The organism is Lysobacter sp. 22409, assembly GCF_052045105.1.
Classification (GTDB): domain Bacteria; phylum Pseudomonadota; class Gammaproteobacteria; order Xanthomonadales; family Xanthomonadaceae; genus Lysobacter; species Lysobacter antibioticus_B.
The window spans coordinates 1-22,943 of record NZ_JBQEOE010000004.1; the positions used below are offsets into that span (position 1 = coordinate 1).

12 protein-coding genes are annotated in these 22,943 nt (G+C 62.9%); 9 read left to right on the top strand and 3 right to left on the bottom strand.

All coding sequences use genetic code 11. The annotated features are described in order from the left end of the window. On the top strand, positions 1-3,549 hold a 3,549-nt coding region (locus ACTJJK_RS03020; protein ID WP_440729422.1), incomplete at its 5' end, for a hypothetical protein. Between the two features lie 183 nt (positions 3,550-3,732). Further along, entirely contained in the window at positions 3,733-4,131 is a 399-nt protein-coding gene (locus ACTJJK_RS03025) for a transposase (protein WP_051884863.1), read from the top strand. A 120-nt stretch (positions 4,132-4,251) separates the two neighbouring features. On the opposite strand, the gene ACTJJK_RS03030 is transcribed toward ACTJJK_RS03025, so the two are convergent. Next, positions 4,252-4,899, bottom strand: coding sequence for a response regulator transcription factor (locus ACTJJK_RS03030; RefSeq protein WP_440729423.1), 648 nt, complete (start codon positions 4,897-4,899; stop codon positions 4,252-4,254). Positions 4,900-5,865: 966 nt separating this feature from the next. Here ACTJJK_RS03030 and ACTJJK_RS03035 point away from each other — a divergent pair. From ACTJJK_RS03035 to ACTJJK_RS03065, 7 genes are all read left to right on the top strand, one after another. Next, positions 5,866-6,903 (top strand): LysR family transcriptional regulator, encoded by a 1,038-nt coding sequence (locus tag ACTJJK_RS03035; protein ID WP_440729424.1) that lies wholly within the window; start codon positions 5,866-5,868, stop codon positions 6,901-6,903. A gap of 256 nt (positions 6,904-7,159) precedes the next feature. Continuing rightward, positions 7,160-8,683, top strand: a complete 1,524-nt coding sequence (locus tag ACTJJK_RS03040; RefSeq protein ID WP_440729425.1) for a catalase — start codon at positions 7,160-7,162, stop codon at positions 8,681-8,683. A 46-nt stretch (positions 8,684-8,729) separates the two neighbouring features. Then, positions 8,730-9,320, top strand: coding sequence for an ankyrin repeat domain-containing protein (locus ACTJJK_RS03045; protein ID WP_081930818.1), 591 nt, complete (start codon positions 8,730-8,732; stop codon positions 9,318-9,320). A gap of 465 nt (positions 9,321-9,785) precedes the next feature. Then, the gene (locus ACTJJK_RS03050) at positions 9,786-10,139 is read left to right on the top strand and encodes a YcgJ family protein (RefSeq protein ID WP_440729426.1); all 354 of its coding nucleotides are present in this window, start codon (positions 9,786-9,788) and stop codon (positions 10,137-10,139) included. Positions 10,140-10,157: 18 nt separating this feature from the next. Beyond that, positions 10,158-10,766: a superoxide dismutase family protein gene (locus ACTJJK_RS03055; RefSeq protein WP_440729427.1), complete on the top strand. Its 609-nt coding sequence runs from the start codon at positions 10,158-10,160 to the stop codon at positions 10,764-10,766. 223 nt (positions 10,767-10,989) lie between these two features. Then, positions 10,990-11,532 (top strand): SgcJ/EcaC family oxidoreductase, encoded by a 543-nt coding sequence (locus ACTJJK_RS03060; RefSeq protein WP_440729428.1) that lies wholly within the window; start codon positions 10,990-10,992, stop codon positions 11,530-11,532. A gap of 639 nt (positions 11,533-12,171) precedes the next feature. Next, a complete protein-coding gene (locus ACTJJK_RS03065) occupies positions 12,172-14,778 on the top strand; it encodes a collagenase (RefSeq protein ID WP_440729429.1) in 2,607 nt (868 codons plus the stop codon). 381 nt (positions 14,779-15,159) lie between these two features. On the opposite strand, the gene ACTJJK_RS03070 is transcribed toward ACTJJK_RS03065, so the two are convergent. Beyond that, complete coding sequence (locus tag ACTJJK_RS03070) at positions 15,160-19,902, bottom strand: ATP-binding protein (protein ID WP_440729430.1); 4,743 nt, start codon at positions 19,900-19,902, stop codon at positions 15,160-15,162. Positions 19,903-20,778: 876 nt separating this feature from the next. Continuing rightward, entirely contained in the window at positions 20,779-22,911 is a 2,133-nt protein-coding gene (locus tag ACTJJK_RS03075; RefSeq protein ID WP_440729431.1) for a M13 family metallopeptidase, read from the bottom strand. Positions 22,912-22,943 lie beyond the last annotated feature (32 nt).

The window sequence follows — 22,943 nt, forward strand, 5'->3', positions numbered from 1 at the left end:
TGCAGCGGCGAAGACGGCTTGCTGTTCAAGCTGCGTACGCGCAGCTACAGCAAGCCGGTGACCGAGGGCACGACGGCGAAATCCTCGTCTGAAGCCCTGCAGCCGGACCGCCGCGTGTCGGTGGCGCTGGAGCAGCCGGGCAAGGCCGTGGCGATCGGCAAGTGGTCGGTCAGCCTGCCCAACGGCGGGGTGATCTGGGCGACCGAGGATCCCACCCTCGGCCGTCCGGAGATGAACATCAGCAGCACCAGCCTGGTGTCGTTCGACGGCACCAAGGTGCTCAAGCCGGTGCGCTTCTACGCGTACAACAACTACTCCTCGTTCATCCAGCGCGCCGAAGTGTTGATCTACCGCGCCAGCGACACCGACCTGGTCGATCCCTTGGCCAAGGTCGAATTGCCGGTGGGCGCGATCAGCGAAGCGGAATGGGACGGCACCCTGCCGGCCGGTTACGAAGCGCGTGCCGGCGACGAACTGCTGTACCTGGTGCGGGCCTACGGCGCCGACGGCAGCGTCGACGAGACCTATCCGCAACGCATGCAACTGGTGCGGCCGGAGGAAGCCGAACGCGGCCTGCAGACCATGCGCAACGCCATGGAACGCAAGCAGGGCACCTCGCTCGGCATCGAAGAGGCGCAACGCAACAGCCTGACCGAAGCCGTGTTCGGCAGCAGCACCCTGCGCCAGCAGAACATCGGCATCTACGGCTCGCGCATCCGCATCCAGGGCCGCAACATTCCCGAGAATTACTCGGTCACGATCAACGGGCGCAATTTCCCGGTCGATCTGGAACGCAAGCTGGTCGCCGAATACCTCGAGCCGATCGGCCGCCATGAGTACGACCTGCGTCTGAAGGGCGAGGGCGGCGAGATCAACCATAAGCTCGACATCGACGTCAGCGGCCGCTACATGTTCGCCGTCGCGATCGCCGATGTGACCGCGTCCAAGGGCAGCACCTCCGGTTCGATCGAACCGCTGGCCGGCGACGAGCATTTCGACAAGAGCTTCCTGCTCGAAGGCCGCCTGGGCTTCTATCTGAAGGGCAAGATCAAGGGCAAGTACCTGGTCACCGCCCAGGCCGACACGCGCGAGCGCGAAGTCAGCCAGTTGTTCAACGGCTTCTGGAAGGCCGACCCGCAGGACATCTTCCGCCGCCTGGATCCGGACCTGTATTACCCGGTCTACGGCGACGACTCGACCACCTACCGCGACGTCGACACCATGGGCCGGCTGTACGTTCGGGTCGACTGGGACAAGAGCCAGGCGCTGTGGGGCAACTTCGAGACCGGCATCACCGGCACCGAATACGGTCAGTACAGCCGCTCGCTGTACGGCGGTGCGCTCAACTGGCGCAGCCGCCGCAGCACCGTGCTCGGCGAGCCGGGCAGCGAACTGCGGGTGTTCGGTTCCGAGGCGCAGACCGCGCCCGGCCATAACGAGTTCATCGGCACCGGCGGCAGCCTGTACTACCTCAAGCACACCGACGTGCTGCCGGGCTCGGACAAGATCGTGCTGGAAGTCCGCGACGCCACCACCGGCCGGGTCGAGAACCGGGTCGACCTGGTGCGCGGCGCCGACTACGAGATCGACGAGATGCAGGGCCGCATCCTGCTGACGCGTCCGCTGGCGCAGGTGACCCGCGAGAACATCCCGACCCTGACCCGCGACACGCCCCTGGACGGTTTCACCCAGGTGCTGCTGGTCGATTACGAGTTCATCCCGAACGGCTTCGATGCCGACTCGGTCACCGCCGGTTTCCGCGGCAAGCACTGGTTCGGCGATCACGTCGCGCTCGGCGCGACCTATGTCGACGAGAACCGCGCCGGCGACGACTACACCCTGAAGGGCGCGGATCTGACCCTGCAGGCCGGTCGCGGCACTTACCTCAAGCTGGAGCAGAGCCAGACCGAGTCGACCAGTTCGCCGATCTTCTTCTCCGACAACGGCGGCCTGAGCTTCAACGAAATCAATTCCGGCCTCGACAACCGCAAGGGCACGGCGCGCTCGGTCGAAGCGCGCGCCAACTTCAAGGAACTGGGCTGGACCAAGCTGGACTGGTCGGCCGGCGCCTGGTGGCGTCGCGTCGATCCGGGCTTCTCGATCTCGCGTTACGACCTGGGCCAGGAGGTTCAGGAGCACGGGTTCGAGGTGCTGGGCCAGTTCAATCCGGCTTTCAACATCTACGGCCGCTACAGCCGCGCCGAACGCGGCAGCGAATCGCTGACCCAGGCGCAGTTGACCGGCGAATGGCGGATCAGCGACTCCACCACCTGGGCCGCGGAAATCCGTCGCGTCGAAGAAAATCGCGCCACCCTCGACGCCGCCGGCGTGTTGGGCGCCCTGCAGTACAAGCGCCGCTTCGGCAGCAGCTTCGATCTGTACGGCACCGCCCAGGTCACCCTGGACGACGACAACGGCCGTTACGCCGACAACGACGCCTTCACCCTGGGCGGCAAGTACGTGTTCGGCAATCTGTCGAGCGTCGGCGCCGAGCTGACCACCGGCGACCGCGGCGACGCGGCGCAGATCAATGCCGAGTACCGCATCCAGCCCGACCACACGGTCTACGGCAGCTATACCTACTCGACCGATCGCACCGACTTCGATCCGCTGTTCAACAACCGCCTCAACTCGGGTTGGACCCTCGGCCAGCGCTGGCGCCTGTCGAACCAGGTCAGCATGTACAACGAGAGCCAGTTCCTGAAGGCGCCGAACGAATCCGGCCTGGCCCATACCTACGGCATGGATTTCTATCCGAGCCAGGGCTGGAACCTCGGTTTCACCTTGCAGAGCGCCCGCCTGGACAAGGCGATCGGCGAAGTCGATCGTCGTGCGGTCAGCCTCAGCGGCGGCCACACCTCGGCGGCGACGCAGTGGCAGAGCAAGCTGGAATGGCGCGAGGACACCGGTGCGGAGCGTCGCGAGCAGTGGGTCACGACCAACAACCTCACCCACAAGATCAACGAAAGCTTCCGCATCGCCGCTCGCTTCAACTACTCCAAGACCACCGACCAGATCAACGCCGAGGCCGGCGCCAAGTTCATCGAAGGCAACGTCGGTTTCGCCTGGCGGCCGTGGAACAGCACCAAGTACGCGCTGCTCGGCAAGTACACGTATCTGTACGACGTGTCGGCACTGCCGCAGATCGGCGACAACGTGGCGTTCTACGATCAGCGCAGCCAGATCCTGTCGCTGGAAGGCATCTACAACCCGAACCACCACTGGGAGTTCGCCGGCAAGCTGGCGCGTCGCGAAGGCGAAGTGCGTTACGGCCGTCTGGAAGGCCAATGGGCCGATTCGGCGACGACCTTCGCTGCGGTGCAGGCGCGTTACGAGTTCGCCGAAACCTGGCATGCCCTGGCCGAGTATCGCTGGCTGGGCGTGAGGGACGGCGGCGATCGCCAGGGCTTCCTGATCGGTGTCGACCGCGACATCGGCCGCAATTTCCGCGTCGGCGTGGGCTACAACTTCACCGAGTTCAGCGACGACCTGACCAACTTCGATTACGACCACAAGGGGTGGTTCTTGAACATGGTCGGTACGTACTGATCGCAACCGGCTGTATCTCTTTTAGCCGCCTCCGGAGCTCAGGAGGCGGCCTTACGAAGGCGCGTCGACACGGCTTCCCCTGTCGTTCCAGGCATGACTTGGACGCGGAGCTCGAGAAGATCTCACGGCGCGCCATCGAACAGTGGCGCTGGCCTATTTGAGTGGACTCTTTGAGAGCTTGCTATGAAAGATGAATCGTCGGTGGAACAGAACGTCACCATACTGAATGACTTGGAGTGGCGCCGGATCAATGAGGCGCTTCCGTCGAACCTGGCCGCCAGGGCGAGAAACCAAAAGCAAAAATATCGCGGTTTCGTCGAAGCGGTGCTATGGGTGGCCTGCAACAAGGCCTTCTGGTCCGAGATTCCGGCGATGTACGGCGCTTGGCGGCCTATCTACGTGCGCTACATGCGTTGGTGCAAAGCTGGGGTATGGAAGGTAGTGGAAAAGTCGATCGGCCATGAAAAGGCGGTGGTGGCTCAGGCGCTGGGATCGCTCCTGGGGCAGCAGCAGTACTCCCAGCAGAAACGAAGCCTGCGCAGCGCCCGCGGCGTTTCCGAAAGGGTCGATTTCGACCGATAGGGGCGCGAAGATCGAATGCCATGGCCGATTGCGACTCGCTCAGAGCCGCTTCGAAGGTCCCGAATGCCGTCGCAACAGCCGGATGATCGAGTCGTAATCGGCGGACTCGATGGCAGAGCCTCATTGAAGCAGGTGGCCTAGCCCGTGCTTCTCGAGATAGCGAAACAGCTCGTCCTTCGATTTCAAGCCCAGCTTGCGCAGGGCGTTGTACTTGTGGGTCGTGACGGTCTTGTAGCTGCGATTGCTGTCCAGGGCGATCGCTTGAAGATTCTCGCCGCGAGCCAACGCCAGGACGACCGCTTGCTCTGAAGAGCTGAGTTGACGCCATGGGTGACTGTTCGCCGAGGCGATATCGATCGCAGGGTCGGTGTAGGTATTGCCGCGCATCACCGCCAGGACTGCCTCGACTATCGTGCTCGGGTGGCTCGACTTCGAAACGAAGGCGCGGGCTCCGGTTTCCAGCGTGGTCAGCGCAAGGGAGGGAAGTTCCGTCCCTGTGTAGATGATCACTTGAAGGCGAGGCTGTTTCTTCAGTACGGCGCGCAGGAGCGGCACGCTTTGGAGTTCTCCGGGCATGTGCAAGTCCATGACCAGATAATCGAAGCGGTCATCCTCGAGAGCCTGCAGTAGACGTTCCCCATCCGAAACCGAATCGATGCGGATACTGTCCGTATCCAAGGCGCTGCCCAGCATTTCGGAGAGCGCGGCGACGATGACCGGGTGATCGTCCGCGATGAGTACCCTGTCGGGGGGGCGCTGGGTACTCACCGGGGTAGCCTGGCGGCAGCCGGAACGTGGCTATCAATAAACACGGAACTTGTCTCCATTTTTCTTGTCACTCACCTCCGCCCTCGCGAGTCGGTGCTGTGCAGTCGGCCGGATGAACTTGTGAGCGTCGCCGATGTGCCGGCAATGAGCTCGGTTCCGACAGGATCGGCCCATCGGCAAGACGCTTCCAGTAAGTGGGCAATTCTACTAGCTGGACACCATGGCGACTGCCCCGTCGGATACTACCAATCGGCTATGCAGGCGGTCGTGCCAGGGAGCCGGGCGTTTCGTCGAGCCGGATGAGGGGGCATGTGCAGCGATTTGGCGGCCGGTGGTGCGTTCGACCTGAGTCCCGACTTCAGCCGGACGCGATGCTTGTGGGCAATAAGGAACTTGTAGCGGCGGTCGCTGATGGGCGCAATCGCATGAAGATGATCGCTACGTGTTAAAGCCAGCATCGCGTCACGTTATGGCGAAGTCGGCGGATGATCAGGACAGTTCTCCTCTGAGATGGCATCGATGGCAGGATCTGCACAAGGTGTATCGGGAGTAATCGCAGGTAGGCGATCGGCGTTGACGGATCGCGAAGCCTTCGAATGAACAGTTCTCCTTCGAATTCGGTGTTGTCGGCGCAGGGCAAGGAATAAGACCCGGGGGCATGTCGGCTGATCCAGGCGAGGTCGCCCTTCGCGCACGGCATCGCGAATGGGCCGGATTCTTCAGCCGGTTCTGCGTAGGCTCGGCAGGGATCGGATGGCCGATTCGACCGACCTGCGTCATCGGAAACGAAGTCGGGAAGGAACTCCGGCGATTCTTCTGTGCCGAGCGACGGTGCCTAAGACAATTCCCAATTTCCATGCATTGATGTCGAGCATAGTCTGATGAAGCGTACTCCGATAGCGAACTCAATATCGTGCGTTCACCGCGACCTCTCATGTGTGGGCAAACGATTATCGAGCGCAGGTCATGAGGTTGGGTGAAGAGAGCTACGAATTCCCTTCGCGGGGGGATGTCCTCGTCGACGTGGTGGGAATGACCGCATTCGTGGCCGTCGTAGGCGCGGGCAGCTTCACCCGAGCGGCCCAATCGCTGGGCGTGTCGAAATCCGTGATCAGCCGGCGCATAAGCGGCATAGAGAGCCGGATCGGTATGCGGCTGATAGATCGCAGCAGCGCGCGCGTCGGTCCTACCGAGGCCGGAGCGGCTTACTATCTCAAGTGCCAGAGTATTCTCGAAGCGATAGAAGAGGCCAATCACCAGATTGCGAGCTGGAACAGCGGCTTGCGAGGGACGATCGTAGTCTCCGTTTCTTCTTCGCTATGCGTGCCCGCGGTGACGCGGCCGATTGCGGAGTTCGCGCGCTCCTACGCCGATATCAAGCTGAAGATCGATATCGAAGAGCGAGATTCGTCGGTTCGAGAAGCCCGGTTCGACGTCGCGATTCGAAGCGGCAGGTCGGCGGACGCCAGTATGGCGGCGCGGGTGATCGGACATAGCGAAAACATGCTATGTGCCAGCCCGGACTATCTCGAGATGAACGGAACCCCGACATCCGCCGATATGTTGAAGGACCATGATGGGCTTGTACATGCGCGCGAGCACGGGCACGTCGGCGCGTACTGGCTATTGCGCGACGGCGCTCAGTTGCGCTCCTATCCGATCCGCGAGCGGATGCGAAGCGAATGCATACTCCACCTCATGGAGGCGGTGAAGGTCGGTCTCGGCATAGCGCAGTTGCCGGACTACCTGGTGGCAGATGCGTTGCGGAATGGAGAGCTAGTGGCTTTGCTTCCGCAATGCTCGCCTCCTGCAGACCCTATCTCGCTCGTCTATCCGGTCAGTCGCAAGGCCTCGCAGAAGGTGCGGCTCCTGGTCGAGTATCTTGCCGAACGAATGCTGGGTGCGCTGAGCCAGAAAACCGGCGCCGAAGCGATCGCCGAGGCCGGAAATCGTCGTGGTGCGCCGATGAGGCACGAGAAACAGACCTTCAGTTCGAATCGATAGGCGTATTTCATCATCGGCTCCATGAGGCCGACCACAGCTTGATTCTGCGATAAAAGCCGCGCGGGCCCAGCGCGGCGTTTCTTTTGTGCGATCGATAAGCGGCTAGGTTGCTCGCGATGAATGCAGTCGTTGCCGTGCGCGCAACGAGTGCCGAGGCAATCACTCTTATGAATTGAACCAATCGCGTAAATGTATTGGACGAGGGCGGTCGCCTAAGAAAGTCTATCTCCAGATCTTTCACTCAACGAGTAATCAGATGTACAAGCGAAGTTCGCTTTTCCTCATTGTCATCGCCCAACTCTTCATCGGTCAGGCGCTCGCTCAGTCCCCTCTGACCCAGGACAATGGCGCTCCGGTCGGCGACAACCAGAACTCCCAGACGGCCGGGCCGGATGGGCCAGTCTTGCTTCAAGACGCGCATCTGATTCAGAAGCTGCAGCGATTCGATCGCGAGCGAATTCCCGAGCGTGTCGTCCACGCCAGAGGCACCGGCGCCCACGGGCGGTTCGAAGTCACCGGCGACGTGAGCAAATACACCAAGGCCAAGGTGCTGCAGCCGGGTGCGGTTACTCCGGTATTCGTTCGATTTTCGACCGTGATTCACGGCAATCACTCGCCGGAAACTCTGCGCGATCCGCGCGGGTTCGCGACGAAGTTCTATACTAAAGAAGGCAACTGGGATTTGGTTGGGAACAATCTTCCGGTGTTCTTCATCCGCGATGCGATCAAGTTCCCGGACATGGTGCATTCGCTGAAGCCGAGTCCGGACACCAATCTGCAGGATCCGAACCGCTTCTTCGATTTCTTCTCGCACGTTCCCGAGGCCACGCATATGCTGACCCGGGCCTATTCCGACTACGGAACCCCGCGCAGTTATCGCGAGATGGACGGCAGCAGCGTCCACGCCTACAAGCTGGTCAATGAACGTGGCGAGTACGTCTATGCCAAGTTGCGTTGGGATAGCCGTCAAGGCGAGCACAATCTGACGGCGAAACAGGCGGAGCAAGTTCAGGGCCGGGACTTCAATCACGCCACCAACGATCTGATCTCGTCTATCAAGCGCGGCGACCATCCGCGCTGGGATCTGTACATGCAGATCCTCACGCCCGGTCAACTGGACGATTTCGACTTCGATCCGCTCGACCCGACCAAGGTCTGGTCCGGAGTGCCCGAGGTCAAGGTCGGAACCATGGTTCTGGACCGGAACCCGGCGAATATCTTTCAGGAGACAGAGCAGTCGGCGTTTGCTCCGTCCAACCTGGTTCCAGGCATCGAGCCGTCCGAAGATCGATTGCTCCAGGGGCGCTTGTTCGCCTATGCCGATACTCAGTTGTATCGCGTCGGGACCAACGTGGCTCAGTTGCCGATCAACGCTCCGAAGTTGCAGATCAACAGCAACAACCAAGACGGCGAATCGAATGCCGGGGCGCGCACCGGAAGCGTGAACTACGAGCCCTCGCGCCTGGCGCCGAAACCGCAGGACAGCAAGCACAAGTACAGCGAGCTGCCGCTGTCCGGGACTACACAGCAGAAGCGGATCGCGAAGACGCTCAATTTTCGCCAGGCAGGCGAGTTCTATCGGTCGCTATCCGCGACGGACAGGAACAACTTGATCGCCAATCTGTCCGGGGATCTGGGGCGTGTAAGCGACGATGTCGCGCGCTACACGATGCTCTCGTACTTCTACAAGGCCGACGCAGGCTACGGCCAAGGTCTCGCCAAAGCGTTGAAGGCCGATGTCGCCCGCGTGAAGTCCCTCGCAGACGCCTTGAGTGAATAAGGCCTGGTCTTCAGTGGAGTGCGCTATGCAGCGATTTGTATGGGTAATGACTCTTGTACTGGCTCTGCCGGCGGCCGCTCTGGCAGAGGAACCCGCCGGCACGGCGAGGAAATCCAGGCAGGAACTCGCGGAGTATCTGTTCGAAGCGGCACGAATCGGAGACGCCGATCTGATTCGTAGCCTCGCGAAGAGCGGCGTCGATCTCGATGCTCGGAACGCAAAGGGGTTTACGCCCCTGATCCTGGCGACCTACCACGGACGGGACGCCGCGGTTCAAGCGCTGTTGCAAGCTGGCGCTTCCCCCAACGTGGCCGATGGCGAGCGCGGAAACACCGCGTTGATGGGGGCTCTGTTCAGGGGCGTGGACGATGCGGTCCGGCGGTTGTTGGACGATCCTCGCACCGAGGTCAATCAACGCAATAGCGCAGGTCAGACTGCGGCAATGTATGCCGCACTGTTCTCGCGCGACCAATGGCTGGACGCCTTGGCTAAGCGGGGCGCGGATTTCGGTTTGCGGGACGACGCCGGCGCCGATGCGGAGCAATTGGCGCGTCGGCAAGGCAAGGACGAGCTTGCCGAACGTTTATCCGGCTTGGTCAAGGACGGTCGATCGGCAGAGGCGCCTGCGCATAGGTGATCGACATCTTCCGCTGCCCGCTGCCCGCAGGGGGAAGCCGACACTGAGTTCGATGTTCGTATGACGGATAAGAAACGTGCCCGGAGCGGCGCACCTGAGAAAAGGGGCGCCGCAACACCGGGTTCCGACGGCCGCGAAAGTATCGAGTCGTTTCTCGCTCGGGGCGGAGTCAACGACAAGCTTGCCCCTGGAGAGTTCGGCCAATCGGCCAGGACGGGGCGTGCGGGCAGAGCCGGGGCTTCGTAGCCGCTATTGCTGCCGATGGCCACTGCGGCACCGAAGGAATGCCGCTGGGCAGCAACAGCACAGGCTCGTATGTCGCGGCGTGCGGCGACTCGGATCGGTTCAGTCCCTCGGATCTCGGAAGACGGGGGCTGCGCTGCAGCGAAAGGACGAAAAGTAAGTGTAAGGAATAGTGGGTTCTCGGTGTTTCCAACACCGCCCGATGCGAGCGAGAAATTAGACATGACAGAACTGAAGTGCGCCATCTCCTTGTTGATCGCTTTGATTGCGGTGCCGGCTCAGGCCGAGCGGAAGAGCGCTGTGCGTTTGGCCGAACCGGGCGTGCTTTGCGATCGCTACGTATGCGCGAACAAAAAGGGGCTTTCGCGGGTGCTGACCGAGAAGCATAACGGCATGAGAACGGCAATGAATGCATTCGCCGATAAGGACATGGATACGTCCGAGTTCACTTTCGCTAACGGAATATTCTGCGATGCGAAAGAGAAGTCGTGCCATAGGGATCGCTACTACGGGCCGAACGGGCAACGCAGCGCGGTATCCGTGGAATACACGGAACTCCTGTTCGGGAAAAAATAACTTGTCGAGGCTATGACAATGAGCAGAATCAAGGCAATAACGCGTAGATATGTACGCATCGGCATGGCCTTTGCAGTAGGCCTGGCGATCTCCGGGTGCGGCAATGCCGAGAGGCCATCGCTGTCGGGTGCTGGAGAAGAGGATCAGGTGCTGGCCACGGTAGCGCTGCAGCCCGCCTCGGGGAGTAGCGTCAAGGGGCATCTTTCGGTTTCTCCCAATGGACAGACGATGGCCGTGGCCGGAACCGTCACCGGCTTGACGGCCAGTGGGGTGCATGCGATCCACATCCATGAGAAAGGCGACTGCAGCGCGGCCAATGCCAGCAGCGCCGGGGATCACTTCAACCCATACGGGCATCGGCATGGCAGCGTAAAAAATGGCGAACACCATGTGGGCGACATGGAGAATATCGTCGCCAACGCCCAGGGAGAGGCCATCGTCAAGGCAATCGTGCATGGGGCCAGTCTCGGCGGCGGTGGTCCGAACGACATCGGCGGGCGAGCTTTGGTCATCCACGCGATGCCGGACGACTACGCCAGCCAGCCGAGCGGCAAAGCCGGCAAGCGGATAGCTTGCGGAGTGCTGGAGGTGGCGCAGATCGGGGCCGGGAATTCGGCGTCGGGCTGACGGGCGCCGAGAGAGGCCAGCTCTCGCGCGCGACGACCTGAGCGCCGCCGCACGATTGCATAGATCGCGCCGATTGCAACGGCCGCGGAGCCGCGGCTTCATCGGGTCTCGTGACCCACCGCGCCGCTAACGATTACGCGGGCATGCCACCGCTTGCCTGCCGAACAGACCGAGTAAGGAGCGCCCATGGAAGCGCTCGCATGACGATCCAGTCGAATTCTCTGTGTTCCCAGTCACCCCCCGAATGAGCGACTCCTCAATGAATACCGTTCTAATTACTTCGCTGGTCGCCGCCGCGATGGTGCTCTTGCCCGCATCGATGCCTGTGGGGGCCCGCGCACCGATGGAATCGGCTTGTGTCCAGGTTACCGAGCCCCAGGTCGCGGCTTTGTTCAACCGCTGGAACGATTCGCTGCGCACGGGCGATCCGGACAAGGTTCTTGCCAACTATGCCGAGGACGGCGTGCTGTTGGCGACGCTGTCGAACGAACCGCGTACCAGCCGCGCCGCCATGCGCGACTACTTCGTCAAGTTCCTGAAATCCAAGCCGCAAGGATCGATCGACAAGCGCGTCATCAAGATCGGCTGCAACGTGGTCCAGGACCTGGGCACCTACGCGTTCAAGTTCGCCGACGGAAAAACCGTGCATGCCCGCTATACCTATGTGTACGAGTGGCGCAACGGCAAGTGGCTGATCGCGCACCATCATTCTTCGGCCATGCCGGAGCCGATGGCGGGCGCGGACGGTGCTAAACCGCGTCGATGATCGCGGTTGTCGGCGACGCCTGCGAGCCTCGCGATGAGCGCTTCATTCTTCGCTGGCTTCGCGCGAGTCACCGCAGATCCGGCGCGATGGAGCAAGCGCTCGGTATGCCGTCGTCGGTCCATCGAAACAACGGCCGCGTTGCTGTCGGGTTCGCATATGCGGTGGGCCACACTGGTAGAGGCATGGCGGCGACTGGATCTCGGAGATGTAGCTCGACTCCCTTCCGGTTCGTCCGATGCAATGCGTATTCGCATGAGCGTAATAACGCCTTCGCGCACGATCGTTTCGTCGCTTTATGTGATTCGTTGGCTTGAGAATATTGATGAACTAAGAATATTCCTAAGTCTAAGAATGTTCTTAGGGATAAGAATATTCCTATGTCTGGGAATGTTTCCGTGCCGAGGAGCGATGCTGAAAATAAGAGTATTCCCAATATTTTTCTCCGTGGCTGCGTGCCTAAATGCTTCCAGGCCATGGAGTCGCATCCGCATCTTGTGGGTGTTGGGGCAAGTCCCGGCAAAGTCATCGGTTCGATGACGGACCCCTCGATCGAGCTTCCAGTGGCTACAAGCCGGCAGTGATTGATAGCTGCCTCTGATGACGCACCGGCCGCGTCTGCTGTATGCCCGATCGGTATGGATGGCAGTCCGTGACGCCGGAACTGGTAAAGGGAGTTTTACGATGTTGCAGCGTTCAAAGAAGAAAGTCGGCTTTGCCGCGGTAGGCGCGGCACTGCTAAGTTTCGTTCTGGTCGGTGTATCCAGTGAGGGCGACGGAAGCTCTGTCTCCGGAGTCCGCGAAGGGGCGGCCGGTCCTGTCGCTGCCGCGGATGCTTGGCTGACGAAGCTGCTCGGCGCGGAAAAATCGGTTCCTTCCAAGGCGCAGAGTGCGAGCTACGCACTTATCAGCCCCGATGGCGCTCCATTGCAAGCGCGCAATTTGTATGCGGCGAATGGACAGGGCAGTGAGTACCCTCGCTCGGGGTACTCGCATCATCCTGCGGGCATGCGCTCTCGTCCAGGTCCTGCGGCCTCGATGAGCGAAGCGATGTTCGGCGGCGCCCATGTTCAGGGTCAGCCGCTGGAACCGGCCATGGTGCCGCCGAGTCGCGACCCGCAAGCCTATCGGGTCAAGATCGGCGAGGAACAGGAAGCGATAGAAGAGTTCGATCGCAAGCGTCCGTCCCAGAAAGCACAGGCGAAGCGTGCAAGAGAAGGGGCGGGTGCGCTGCACGGGGCCGCGGGAAGCAGCCCGCAGCAGGGGGCCGCCGGACATACAGGCTGCGCATTCGCCGATGCGGTCGGCGCGGATCTGCTGGACAAGCTGAAGCATGCTGACACGGCTTGCGCGAATTCCCAGTTCAATCTCTCCAGGGACGACGCGCTGCGGACCTTCACTAACGAGAAGATGGTCACCGTCGCCGATGAAATCGCCCGGTTAGCCCAGACCTACGACGGCGACAACGACCAGGACATCCTGCAGTTGATCCTCTTCGTCCGAGCCGGATATTACAACCAGTTCAAGTACCGGGATCAGGGCCTTGGGGCGTTCAATGCGGCGGTCGGCCAGTCCGTGCGCGCTGGGCTCGATGCGTTCTTCAATAACAACGTGACCATGGCTTTAGAGAACGATGCGCACGGCGAAGTCCTTGCGGAAGCCGTGATCCTGATCGACTCTGCTCGCGAGAACACCCGGTTTCTTTCCAAGATCCGTACCTTGCTCGGCAACTACGACGCCGCTTACGACAATATGTATTTCATGGAGCGGGCGATCAACAACTGCTTCCATGTCCTGTTCAACCAGGGGGTCGAACTGCCCGACTTTACGAGTCAGGTCGCCGCCACGCTGGCCGATACGCTCTCGGGCTTCATCCGCAGCAATATCGGCAAGCTCGGCGGCGGAAAAGAGTATCTTGTGCTCAACGCAGCGCGCGAACTCTCCCGCCAGATGCGGTATTCGGCAACCATCAAAAACTACGCCAGCACCAAAGTCGACGAACTGGCGGACCTGACGGCATTCAACAACTCGACCGCGCCGCTACGCACTATATTCGGGCAGTACGTCGAAACTTACGATCGCGAGAACTGCCAAAGATACGGCCTGTGTAACTACAAGGAGGAGCTGCGTGCGGCCGTCCTGCCGGTCCAACATGCCTGCAGCCCGACCATCAGCATTCGCGCGCAGAGCATCTCGGCCGAGGAGCTCCGCAAGGCCTGCGATTCCGTCGCCGGCGAGCAGGCCTACTTCCACCGAGTCCTGGCCACCGGCAACCAGGCCGTCCCAAACGACAACAACACCTCGTTGGAAATGGTGATCTTCGATAGTTCGTCCGACTACGGTAGATACTCCAGCGCGATCTACGGAAACGATTCCAACAACGGCGGCATCTATCTCGAGGGCAATCCCGCGGTAGTCGGCAATCAGCCCCGCTTCATCGCCTACGAGGCCGAGTGGATCCGTCCGACGTTCCAGATCTGGAACCTGGAACACGAGTTCGTGCACTACCTCGACGGCCGCTACAACCTGTACGGCGACTTCATGGCGGGCTTCAGCCAAGGAACCGTTTGGTGGACGGAAGGGCTGGCGGAATACATTTCCTGGTCCTACCTGAATCAGGACAATGCCCGTGCTCGCGAACAAGCCGCGCGCAAGCCCTGGACGCTGAGCCAGTTGTTCAGGACCGAGTACGGCGACCAGTCGCGGGTCTATCAGGGCGGCTACTTGGCCGTGCGCTACATGTTCGAGAAGCGCGCCAGCGATGTGAACACGATCCTGTCCTACCTGCGGCCAGGGAACTACGCCGAGTACAAGAACCGCATCGCGGCCATCGGTACGAGCTACGACACGGATTTCAGCAACTGGCTGACCTGCGTTGCCGACGGTACGGCCTGCCAGCAGGTTCCGGAGTGCACCGCGACGGACACGCGTCAGCTCGACAGAAACTGCGCACGGAGCAACATCTCGCAAACGCGCGGCAATCACGCTCACTTCTACATCCTGGTTCCGGCCGGAACCGCCAGCATGCGGGTCACCGCAACGGGCGGAAACGGTAATGCCGACCTGTTCGTCAATACCTTGGGCGGCTCTGATCCCTGGGCATACAAGACCCGCCACAACTATTGGTCGATGAATGCGGGTAACGAAGAGTCGATCGTGGTGAACAACCCGCCGGGCGGTCAGTACGTCTACATCAGCCTCTATGGGGAGCAGGACTTCAGCGGTGTGCGTTTGACTGTCACCTATTGATCGTAAGGGCACGAAAGAAGGGGCGGGCCGTGGCCCGCCCCTTCTTTGTTGCGGAGAAATAGCGAGAAATACCTGCCGACCAGTACGGTGCCAAGAGCATTCCGTATGCCGGGGTCGCCACATCCTCGGTATGCGTGTACGAGTGGCGCCATGGCAACCGCCGCCGGGGCATTACATGCTGTTCGCGATCAGCCAGCCAGGACGGCGTGTATTCGGAAGGGTCCGTGGTGGGGGTGGACGTTTAACCAGCCGGGCACCGGCACCTCGACGAATGAGCAGGTCGTGGGCCGGTGCTTGAGCGATCTATTATCCTCCTCGCCCGACGATTGGATCAGTGGGGGGGGCTTTTAAACTGGCATGGAGCCAGGTATCGGATAAGAACTACTCTGCCGCCGCGCGATTTCGATACGCCTGTACGCGCTCCAAAGTGCGTTGCATTTCGAGCAGCGCGTAATCGGCCCGAGCGTGGAACTCGGTGACGGTGCCCGAATGCTGTTCCAGCGCTTCCAAAGCCGAGGCCGCCGTATCCTCGCCGAGTTGCCGGTATCCCGACTTCAGCTTGTGCGCGAGTTTGCGCAGGGTGTCGCGATCGTCGCTATCGCGGGCGCGGTGCCAGTGCTCGAGATCCGCCAGCGTGCTGTCGGCGAAAACCCCGAGGAGGCGCTGGAGCTTCGCCTCGTCGTTGCCGACGAGCTGTGCGAGTGCGGCGAAGTCCGCCCCGGTCGTGGCCGGTCGGGATGGTTCATCCGCCGGTAGGGGCGGCACGACTTTGGGCAGCATGCGTTCGAGTATCCGTTTCAGGTCCGGCATCTGCAGCGGTTTGGCGAGGTAGGCATTCATGCCCAGGGCCAGACAGCGTTCGCCCTCGCCCAGCAGGGCGTTCGCGGTGATCGCAACGATGTTCAAAGGCGGGCGTCCGCCGGTGGCTTCGGCGCGGCGAATGCGTTCGGTCAGGGCATAGCCGTCCAGGCGCGGCATGTGGCAGTCGGTCAGCAACAGGCGATAACGCTCGGGCTGGGCCTGCAGGAGTTCCCAGGCCTGTTCGCCGTCGATCGCCACATCGCAGCCATAGCCGAGGCGCTGCAGCTGACGGGTGATCACGTCGCGGTTGGTGGCATTGTCCTCGGCAAGGAGGATCTGCGCTTCGGCGTGGTCGCTGCCGGGTATTGCCATGTCCGCGCTGGGCTCGGCCGCGACGGCAGGCACGATCGGGCTGGCCAGACCCAGCGCCTCCTGCATGCCGCGCAACAACGCGCCGCTGGTCAGCGGACTGCCGGCAACCACGGTAATCCCGGGCTCGTCGATGGGTGTCTTTCGTTGGAAATCGGCCCGCACCACGATGAGCGGCAGGCGCGCCGCCGAGGACTGCTGACGCAGCGGGCGCAGCAGCGTGTCGAGGTCTTCGGCGTAGCCTTTGTCGAGCAGGATCAGGCGACGTCGAGAGGGTTCGTCCCCGGCGGTCTCGGCCAGATCGATCCGGCCAAGCAGCTCGCCGAGCGAACCGATGACGTCGATCCGCACGCCGATATCGGCGCACAGATTTGCCAGCAACATGGCTCGCTCGGCCGATTCGCATAGCGCGAGCGCATGTACATCAGGCAACACGTGTTCCTTGGCTTCGAGGTGCGCCATCGCTTCCATCGGAATGATGGCGCTGAAACGGCTGCCCGACGCGACCGCGCTGTCGCATTCGATCCTGCCGCCCATCAGGGTCGCCAGGTGTTGCACGATCGTCAGGCCCAGGCCGGTGCCGCCGAAGTGGCGGGTCGTGCTTGCGTCGGCTTGCTGGAAGGGCTGGAACAAACTGTCCAGCGTGCGGCGGTCCATGCCGATACCGGTGTCGATGATGTCGAAGCGGATCAGGTAGTGCCCACCGTTTCCGTTGCCGGCGTGCGAGGCGCTCACATACACCCGCACGCCTCCCGTCTCGGTGAACTTGACCGCGTTGCCGATCAAGTTGGTGAGGATTTGACGGACGCGTACGCGGTCGCCAAGCACTCGGCGCGGCACGTCCGCGGCGACGAACACATCGAGATCGGTGCCTTTCTGGGCGGCCTGGCCGCGCAGCGATTCGGCCACCGATTCGGTCAGGCGGCGCAACGACAACGGAGTGTAATCGAGCTTGAGTTTGTCGGCTTCGATCTTCGAAAAGTCGAGGATGTCGTTGATGATGGTCAGCAGCACATAGGCGGAATCCTTGCAGACCCCAAGCAACTGCTGTTGCTCCTGGTTCAACGGGGTTTCGAACAACAGCTCGACCATGCCGATCACGCCGTTAATGGGCGTGCGGATCTCGTGGCTCATCATCGCCAGGAAGCGGCCCTTCGCCTCGGTCGCGAGTTGGGCGTCGTGCCTGGACTGCTCCAGCTCGATCAGCTCGCGCTTTCGTTGTGTCGCGTCGCGGTTCACGCCGATCACATACGCGGATTTCCCGGGCCGCCGGTACGGGACGGCATGGCCTTCTATCCAGCGCCATTGGTGCTCGTCATCGGTATCGGCCAGACGGAATTCGAAAGCGACGGGGGCATCGTCGCGCAATGCGCCGGCGATGACATCGCGGACGTGGTTCAAATCGTCCGGATGTAAGCGCGCAAGCACGGTCTCGGCGGATTGGGCGCCGGCCGGGACGCCCAGGATCTTCGACGCGTGCACATCGAGCTCGGCGTCGTCCGTGGTTACGTCCCAGGCCCAGGTCCCAAAACCGGCTGCATGCAGGGCGACGGACAGGCGAGCGTTGCTTTCCTTGAGCTGCTCGCGCAAGGCGCGGTGCCGCCAAGCGACGAACGCACGCCCGATGCCGACCAGCAATGCGATGGCCGCGATGGAATAGAGCAGGTAGGCCCAGGCCGTGCGCCAAAGCGGCGGCGTGATTTCGATCGGCAGCGAGAGTTCGGGGCGACCCCAGCGGCCGTCTCGTTGCAACTGGCGGATTTGCAGCGAATAGTGGCCCGGCGGCAGCCGGTAAAAGCTGACCCTGAGGTCGCTGGGCATGTCGTGCCAGCCGTCTTCGAGGCCGTCGAGGCGATAAGACAGGCGACGCGCGTCGCCCAGCACCGCGATGCGGAAGGCCACGTGGCTGTCGCTGTACTGGGCCTTGATCGGCGACAAGCCCTTGCCCTGAAGGTTGATGGTGGAACGCCCGCCGACCTCGTAGCTGCTCAGCACGACCGGCACCGGGGCCGCAAGGCGTATCGTCTGCGGATCGATCCGCCACAGGCCCGTCCAGGTGCCCAGGTACAGGCTCCCATCCACGCTGCGCAGCATCGCCTTGGGATAGATGTCGCTGTCGGGAATGCCGTCCGCGGGCAGGTAACTTTGAAACCGATCGGTCTTCGGGTCCCAGCGCGCGATGCCGCGATAGGTGCCGACCCATAGCCCGCCTTGAGCGTCGTTGGCGACCGCCGAGGCGGTGATGTCGGGCAGCCCTTCGGCGAGGCCGTAACGCTTGAACGCCGGGCGACCGTCGGGGCCGGTGATCAGCCGATTCAGGCCCGCGCGAGTCGCGACCCACAAGCGGCCGTCCTTGTCGGTGTAGGCCTGCACCACATCGTTGTCCGACAGCGTGCTGGGATCGTTGGGCTTGTGCTCGAAGCGGCGCATCCGACCCGTATCGGGCTGGAAGTTGACCAGGCCGTTGACGGTGCCGAGCCAGAGCGACCCGTTCGGCCCTCCGGAAACGTCGTTGACGATGTAGAACCGGTCGCCTCCGACACTGCGCAGCTCTTGCGCTTCGCGATCGAGCAGCGCGAGCCCGCGCAGATGCGAAACCCAGACACGTTTGCGGTCGTCGATATAGATGCCGCTGATGAATAAATGCCGGTTTTCCCTGCCCTTGAGGAAGTAGCGGCTGGTGGATCCATCGGGGCGCCAATGGAGCAAGCCTTCGCGAAGGCTGCTGATCCACAAGCCGCCTTCGTTGTCGCCGATGATGGCGCGCGACCGCTCCGGCAACGGGGTCGAAGCCGTCAGCGGCCGTTGCTCTCCGGTTTGCCGGTCTACCTCGACGATGCCTCCCGGGCAAAGCCCCATGACCAATCTGCGCCGGTCGATCTCGCCCAGCGAGCAGATCTTCAGACCGCCCTTGATGCGGTAGTGGGCGGGGGGCGTCTGGCTCAGACGCAGGCGCGCCAGCCCGGCGCCGCCCATCGCCACCCACAGGTTGTTGCTTCGATCCAGGGTGATTCCGGTGATCGAGCCCGGACGCAGACTGCGCAGGTCGTTCGGGTCGTGGCGCGCGACCGACAGGGTGCCTCGCGCCGGATCGTACCGATACAGTCCGCTGTCGTAGCCGCCGAACCAGAGTGCGCCGTCGTTCGCGCGGACCAGCCCCGTGGTGAGGGACATCGGCACCGGCATCTGCACGAACTGCGCCGAGCCCGATGCCCAGTGGATGCGCCAGATACCGCGGTCGACCGCGACCCACAGGCCGTCCGCGTCGGCGGTCATCGCATTGACCGGGCCCTGAAACTGTTCGGGCAGCGCGAGCGACTGCGCGATCTTCGAAGGGGCCGCGGTATCGATCGCGATCGCGCGCTCGGGGTAGATCACGAACACTCGCGATCGGTCGGGATTGAGCGCCATCGCCAAGCCGGGTGGCCCGACGCGCGTGGCGACGCCGGTCCGCTCCACGCGCACCACTCCGTCCGGGTTGAGGTACCAGAATCGGCCTTGCGCGTCGGCTTCCAGCCATTCGATGTCGTTCAGCCGGGCGCCGCGCACGGCGAGCTTGGTCAGCTTGCCGGTGCTCGCATCGAGAACCTGCAGCGTGGTGTTGGGCGCAACGATCCACACCGCGTCCCTGGAGGGCGCCAGCAGGTAGTTGAAGCGACTCTCGAGAGTGTCCGGACGAGTGGGGTCGCGATCGAGATCGAAGAAGGTGTGACCGTCGAAGCGATGAATGCCGCGATCGCCTCCGAGCCAGATGAAGCCGTGCGGATCGCTGCGTATGTCGAACAGCTGCGTGCTCTGCAGGCCGTGGGTACGGTCGAAGTACTCGAATTCCGGCTCGCCGGCCGACACCATCCTGACCGGAGGGAGCTGTGCGCCGTTCGATGCCAGGCCCAGGCCGGGCATTGCCCCTGCCATGCACAGCGCGATGATCGGACCGAGCAGGAACCGTCGCATTCAACCTTCCAAGGCAACGCGGGCGACCCGCTCCACGTCGTCTGTTCGCTAGTTCGAGTGAGCCATCCCGGGCTCGCATCGCCGTCGCCAGATTGCGGGGTGGTTCGAGCCGATGTCAAGGTTAAAAGCACGAACAGGCCTTGATTTCAAGGCGTTTTCTGGTTGTTCGTCGCGACTCGGGAAGCTGCCTGCGGTGGCGTTGGATCGAAGCGGCGCCATGCGGATGGTCGGCGAGACCAGACGGCTAGTCGCCCGGGCCGGTGCGGCACAGGCAATCCGGCCGATGAGGGGCTGATGGAGAGGGTGCGCAGGTTTCGAGGCCGATCGGGATCAAGGCTGCGACCTGTCCATGCGCCGCGAGATCCTCGGTGTTCGCCTGTTCGGAACCACGAGGGGGCATGGAACAGCCGATACGGTCGCATGCGAGCTTTGCGAGCGCATATCGTGAATTCCGCGAACGCGCATTTGCCTTGCAAATGCGTCGAATGGCACGAAAGGCGCCGCTCGTCGGAAACTTCATGCGGGCCTTATGAGCTGTCGGGTCGTGAAGCGTCGCTCGGTCGGCCGCGTACGGTTTGAAGGGCGGCGCAACGTGCAATCGCGCCTTGGCATTACTCGGGTCAGCCATCTCGCTTTGGCCATTGCCGGAGTTGGTGGTGCGAGCGCTTGCATCGGATAGCGATGGCAGGCCGGTCCATCGGCATCTTCTCTATGCCCTGCGCGCGAAACGCGAAGCGAAGTCTTCGCCATCGAGTCCCGCACAGCCCGGGCTGTGCGGAAGACTTCACCAGCGGCCGGCTGAACCGGCCGCGTCGAGATCGGCGGCCTTCGTGTACTCGCTAAGTCCGGAAGTACACGAAGGCGGCATGGCGCCGGTTACCAGATCTTGATGCGCTCGGCCGGCGCCAGGTACAGCTGCTCGCCCGGCTTTGCGCCCCAGGCGTCGTACCACGCGTCGATATTGCGCACGGTCTGTGCGCGCTGTGCCGCCGGCGCGTGGCCGTCGGTGAGCAGGCGCTGGCGCAACGCGGCGTCGCGGATCTTGCCGCGCCAGGTCTGGGCGTAGGCGAGGAAGAAGCGCTGGTCGCCGCTCAGGCCGTCGATCACCGGCGCGGGCTTGTCGCCGAGCGATTTGCGGTAGGCCATGTAGGCGATGGTCAGGCCCGACACGTCGGCGATGTTTTCGCCGGAGGTCTGCTTGCCGTTGACGTGTAGGCCGGGCAGCGGCTCATAGGCGCTGTACTGGGCGGCAAGCTTCTTGGTCGCTTCCTGGAAATGTTGCGTGTCCGACGGGGTCCACCAGTTGGCCAGGCGGCCCTGGGCGTCGAATTCCGCGCCGGTGTCGTCGAAGCCGTGGCTGATCTCGTGGCCGATGACCGCGCCGATCGAGCCGTAGTTCGCGGCCGGGTCGGCCTCGGGATCGAAGAACGGCTTGTCGAGGATCGCCGCGGGGAAGTTCATCGCGTTCTGCAGCGGCAACTGCACTGCGTTGACCGTCTGCGGCGTCATCCACCATTCGCCGCTGTCGACCGGTTGGCCGAGCTTGCCGAGTTGGTGCCGGTACTCGTGCAGCTCCGCGCGCAGGCGGTTGCCCAGGGCATCGTCGGCGCGGACCTCGAGCTTGGCGTAGTCGCGCCAGCGCTCCGGGTAGCCGACGCTGACGCGCATCGACTTCGCCTTCTCGCGGGCCTTGGCCTTGGTCTGCGGCGTCATCCAGGCGAGCGAGTCCACCCGTTCGTCGAATGCGGCGAGGATGTTGTTCACCATTTCCTCGACCTTCGCCTTCGACGAGGCCGGGAAGTATTTCTCGGCGTACAGCTTGCCTACCGCGTCGCCGAGCGAGTGGCTGGTCGCGTCGAGCGCGCGCTTGCCGCGCGCGCGCGCCTGCGGCGTGCCCGCGAGGGTGGTGCCGTGGAAGCCGAAGGCGAGGTCGATGTAAGCCTTGGGCAGCTCGCCGGGGCCGCGCAGGGCCTCGTTCCAGGCGGCATGATTCAGGGCGTGGAAAGCGAGGTAGTCCTTCCATGCCGGCAAGGGTTCGCTGCCCACCAGGGCGGCGATGCCGGCGATCGCGCCCGGCTGCCAGACCACGATCTTCGGCTGCGCATCCAAGCCGGCCGCGGCGAAGAACGCGTTCCAGTCCATGCCCGGGGCGCGTTGTGCGAAGGCCACGGTTTCCCAGGGATTATTGGCCTTGTGCACGTTCTGCGAATCGATCAGCGGCGCATGCGCCTTCGCGATCTTGGTTTCCAGTGCGAGGATCGACTTCGCCTTGGTCTCGGCATCGGCGATGCCCGCCTGCTTCAGCAGCGCGGCCACGTAGGTTTCGTAGGCCTTGCGTGCGTCTGCCATCTCTTTGTCGGCGGACAGGTAATACTCGCGGTCGGGCATGCCCAGGCCGCCCTGCATCAGGGTGGCGACATAAGCCCGCTCCTGCAGGCCCTGGGCGACGAACACGCCGAACAGATTGGCGGTGTGGAAGTTGGTGGCGTTGAGCGGGTCGGTATCGGCGCGCACGCTGGCGCCGAGCACGCGCGACAGGTCGCCGCGCGAGGCGATCGCCTCTACCGCATCCAACTGCGGCTGCAGCGCCTGCAGGCCGCGCTTCTCGATGCCGGCTTCGTCCAGATAGGCGGCGTGGAAATCGGCGATGCGGCGCGCGTCGCTGCCGGGTGCCGGTTTGGCGGCGGCCAGTTCTGCGATCAGCGCGGCGTTGCGTCGTTCGGCGGTCTCCAGCAGCACGGTGAACGCGCCGTAGTTGGAGCGGTCCGCGGGGATCTCGAAGGTCTTGCGCCAACCGCCGTTGGCGAACGCGTCGAAGTCGTCGCCCGGCTTCACCGCCTTGTCCAGGCCGGTCAGGTCGATGCCGGATTTCGCCGCCGCGGCCGCGGCCGCGGTCTTCGCTTGGGTGGAGGTAGAAGCGGTGTCGGTCGGGGCCGGCTTGCACGCGGTGAGGCTGGCGGCCAGTGCGAGGGTCAATCCGAGGCACAGAACGTTCGGTCGGTAGGGCATCGTCGTTTTCCGGGGCGGAAGCTTGGAGGGAT

Coding starts and splice junctions, on each gene's coding strand:
- ACTJJK_RS03075 (WP_440729431.1), bottom strand. CDS start 22,911: ATGCCCTACCGACCGAACGTTCTGTGCCTCGGATTGACCCTCGCACTG.
- ACTJJK_RS03035 (WP_440729424.1), top strand. CDS start 5,866: ATGAGGTTGGGTGAAGAGAGCTACGAATTCCCTTCGCGGGGGGATGTC.
- ACTJJK_RS03065 (WP_440729429.1), top strand. CDS start 12,172: ATGGCAGTCCGTGACGCCGGAACTGGTAAAGGGAGTTTTACGATGTTG.
- ACTJJK_RS03050 (WP_440729426.1), top strand. CDS start 9,786: ATGACAGAACTGAAGTGCGCCATCTCCTTGTTGATCGCTTTGATTGCG.
- ACTJJK_RS03025 (WP_051884863.1), top strand. CDS start 3,733: ATGAAAGATGAATCGTCGGTGGAACAGAACGTCACCATACTGAATGAC.
- ACTJJK_RS03040 (WP_440729425.1), top strand. CDS start 7,160: ATGTACAAGCGAAGTTCGCTTTTCCTCATTGTCATCGCCCAACTCTTC.
- ACTJJK_RS03055 (WP_440729427.1), top strand. CDS start 10,158: ATGAGCAGAATCAAGGCAATAACGCGTAGATATGTACGCATCGGCATG.
- ACTJJK_RS03070 (WP_440729430.1), bottom strand. CDS start 19,902: ATGCGACGGTTCCTGCTCGGTCCGATCATCGCGCTGTGCATGGCAGGG.
- ACTJJK_RS03045 (WP_081930818.1), top strand. CDS start 8,730: ATGACTCTTGTACTGGCTCTGCCGGCGGCCGCTCTGGCAGAGGAACCC.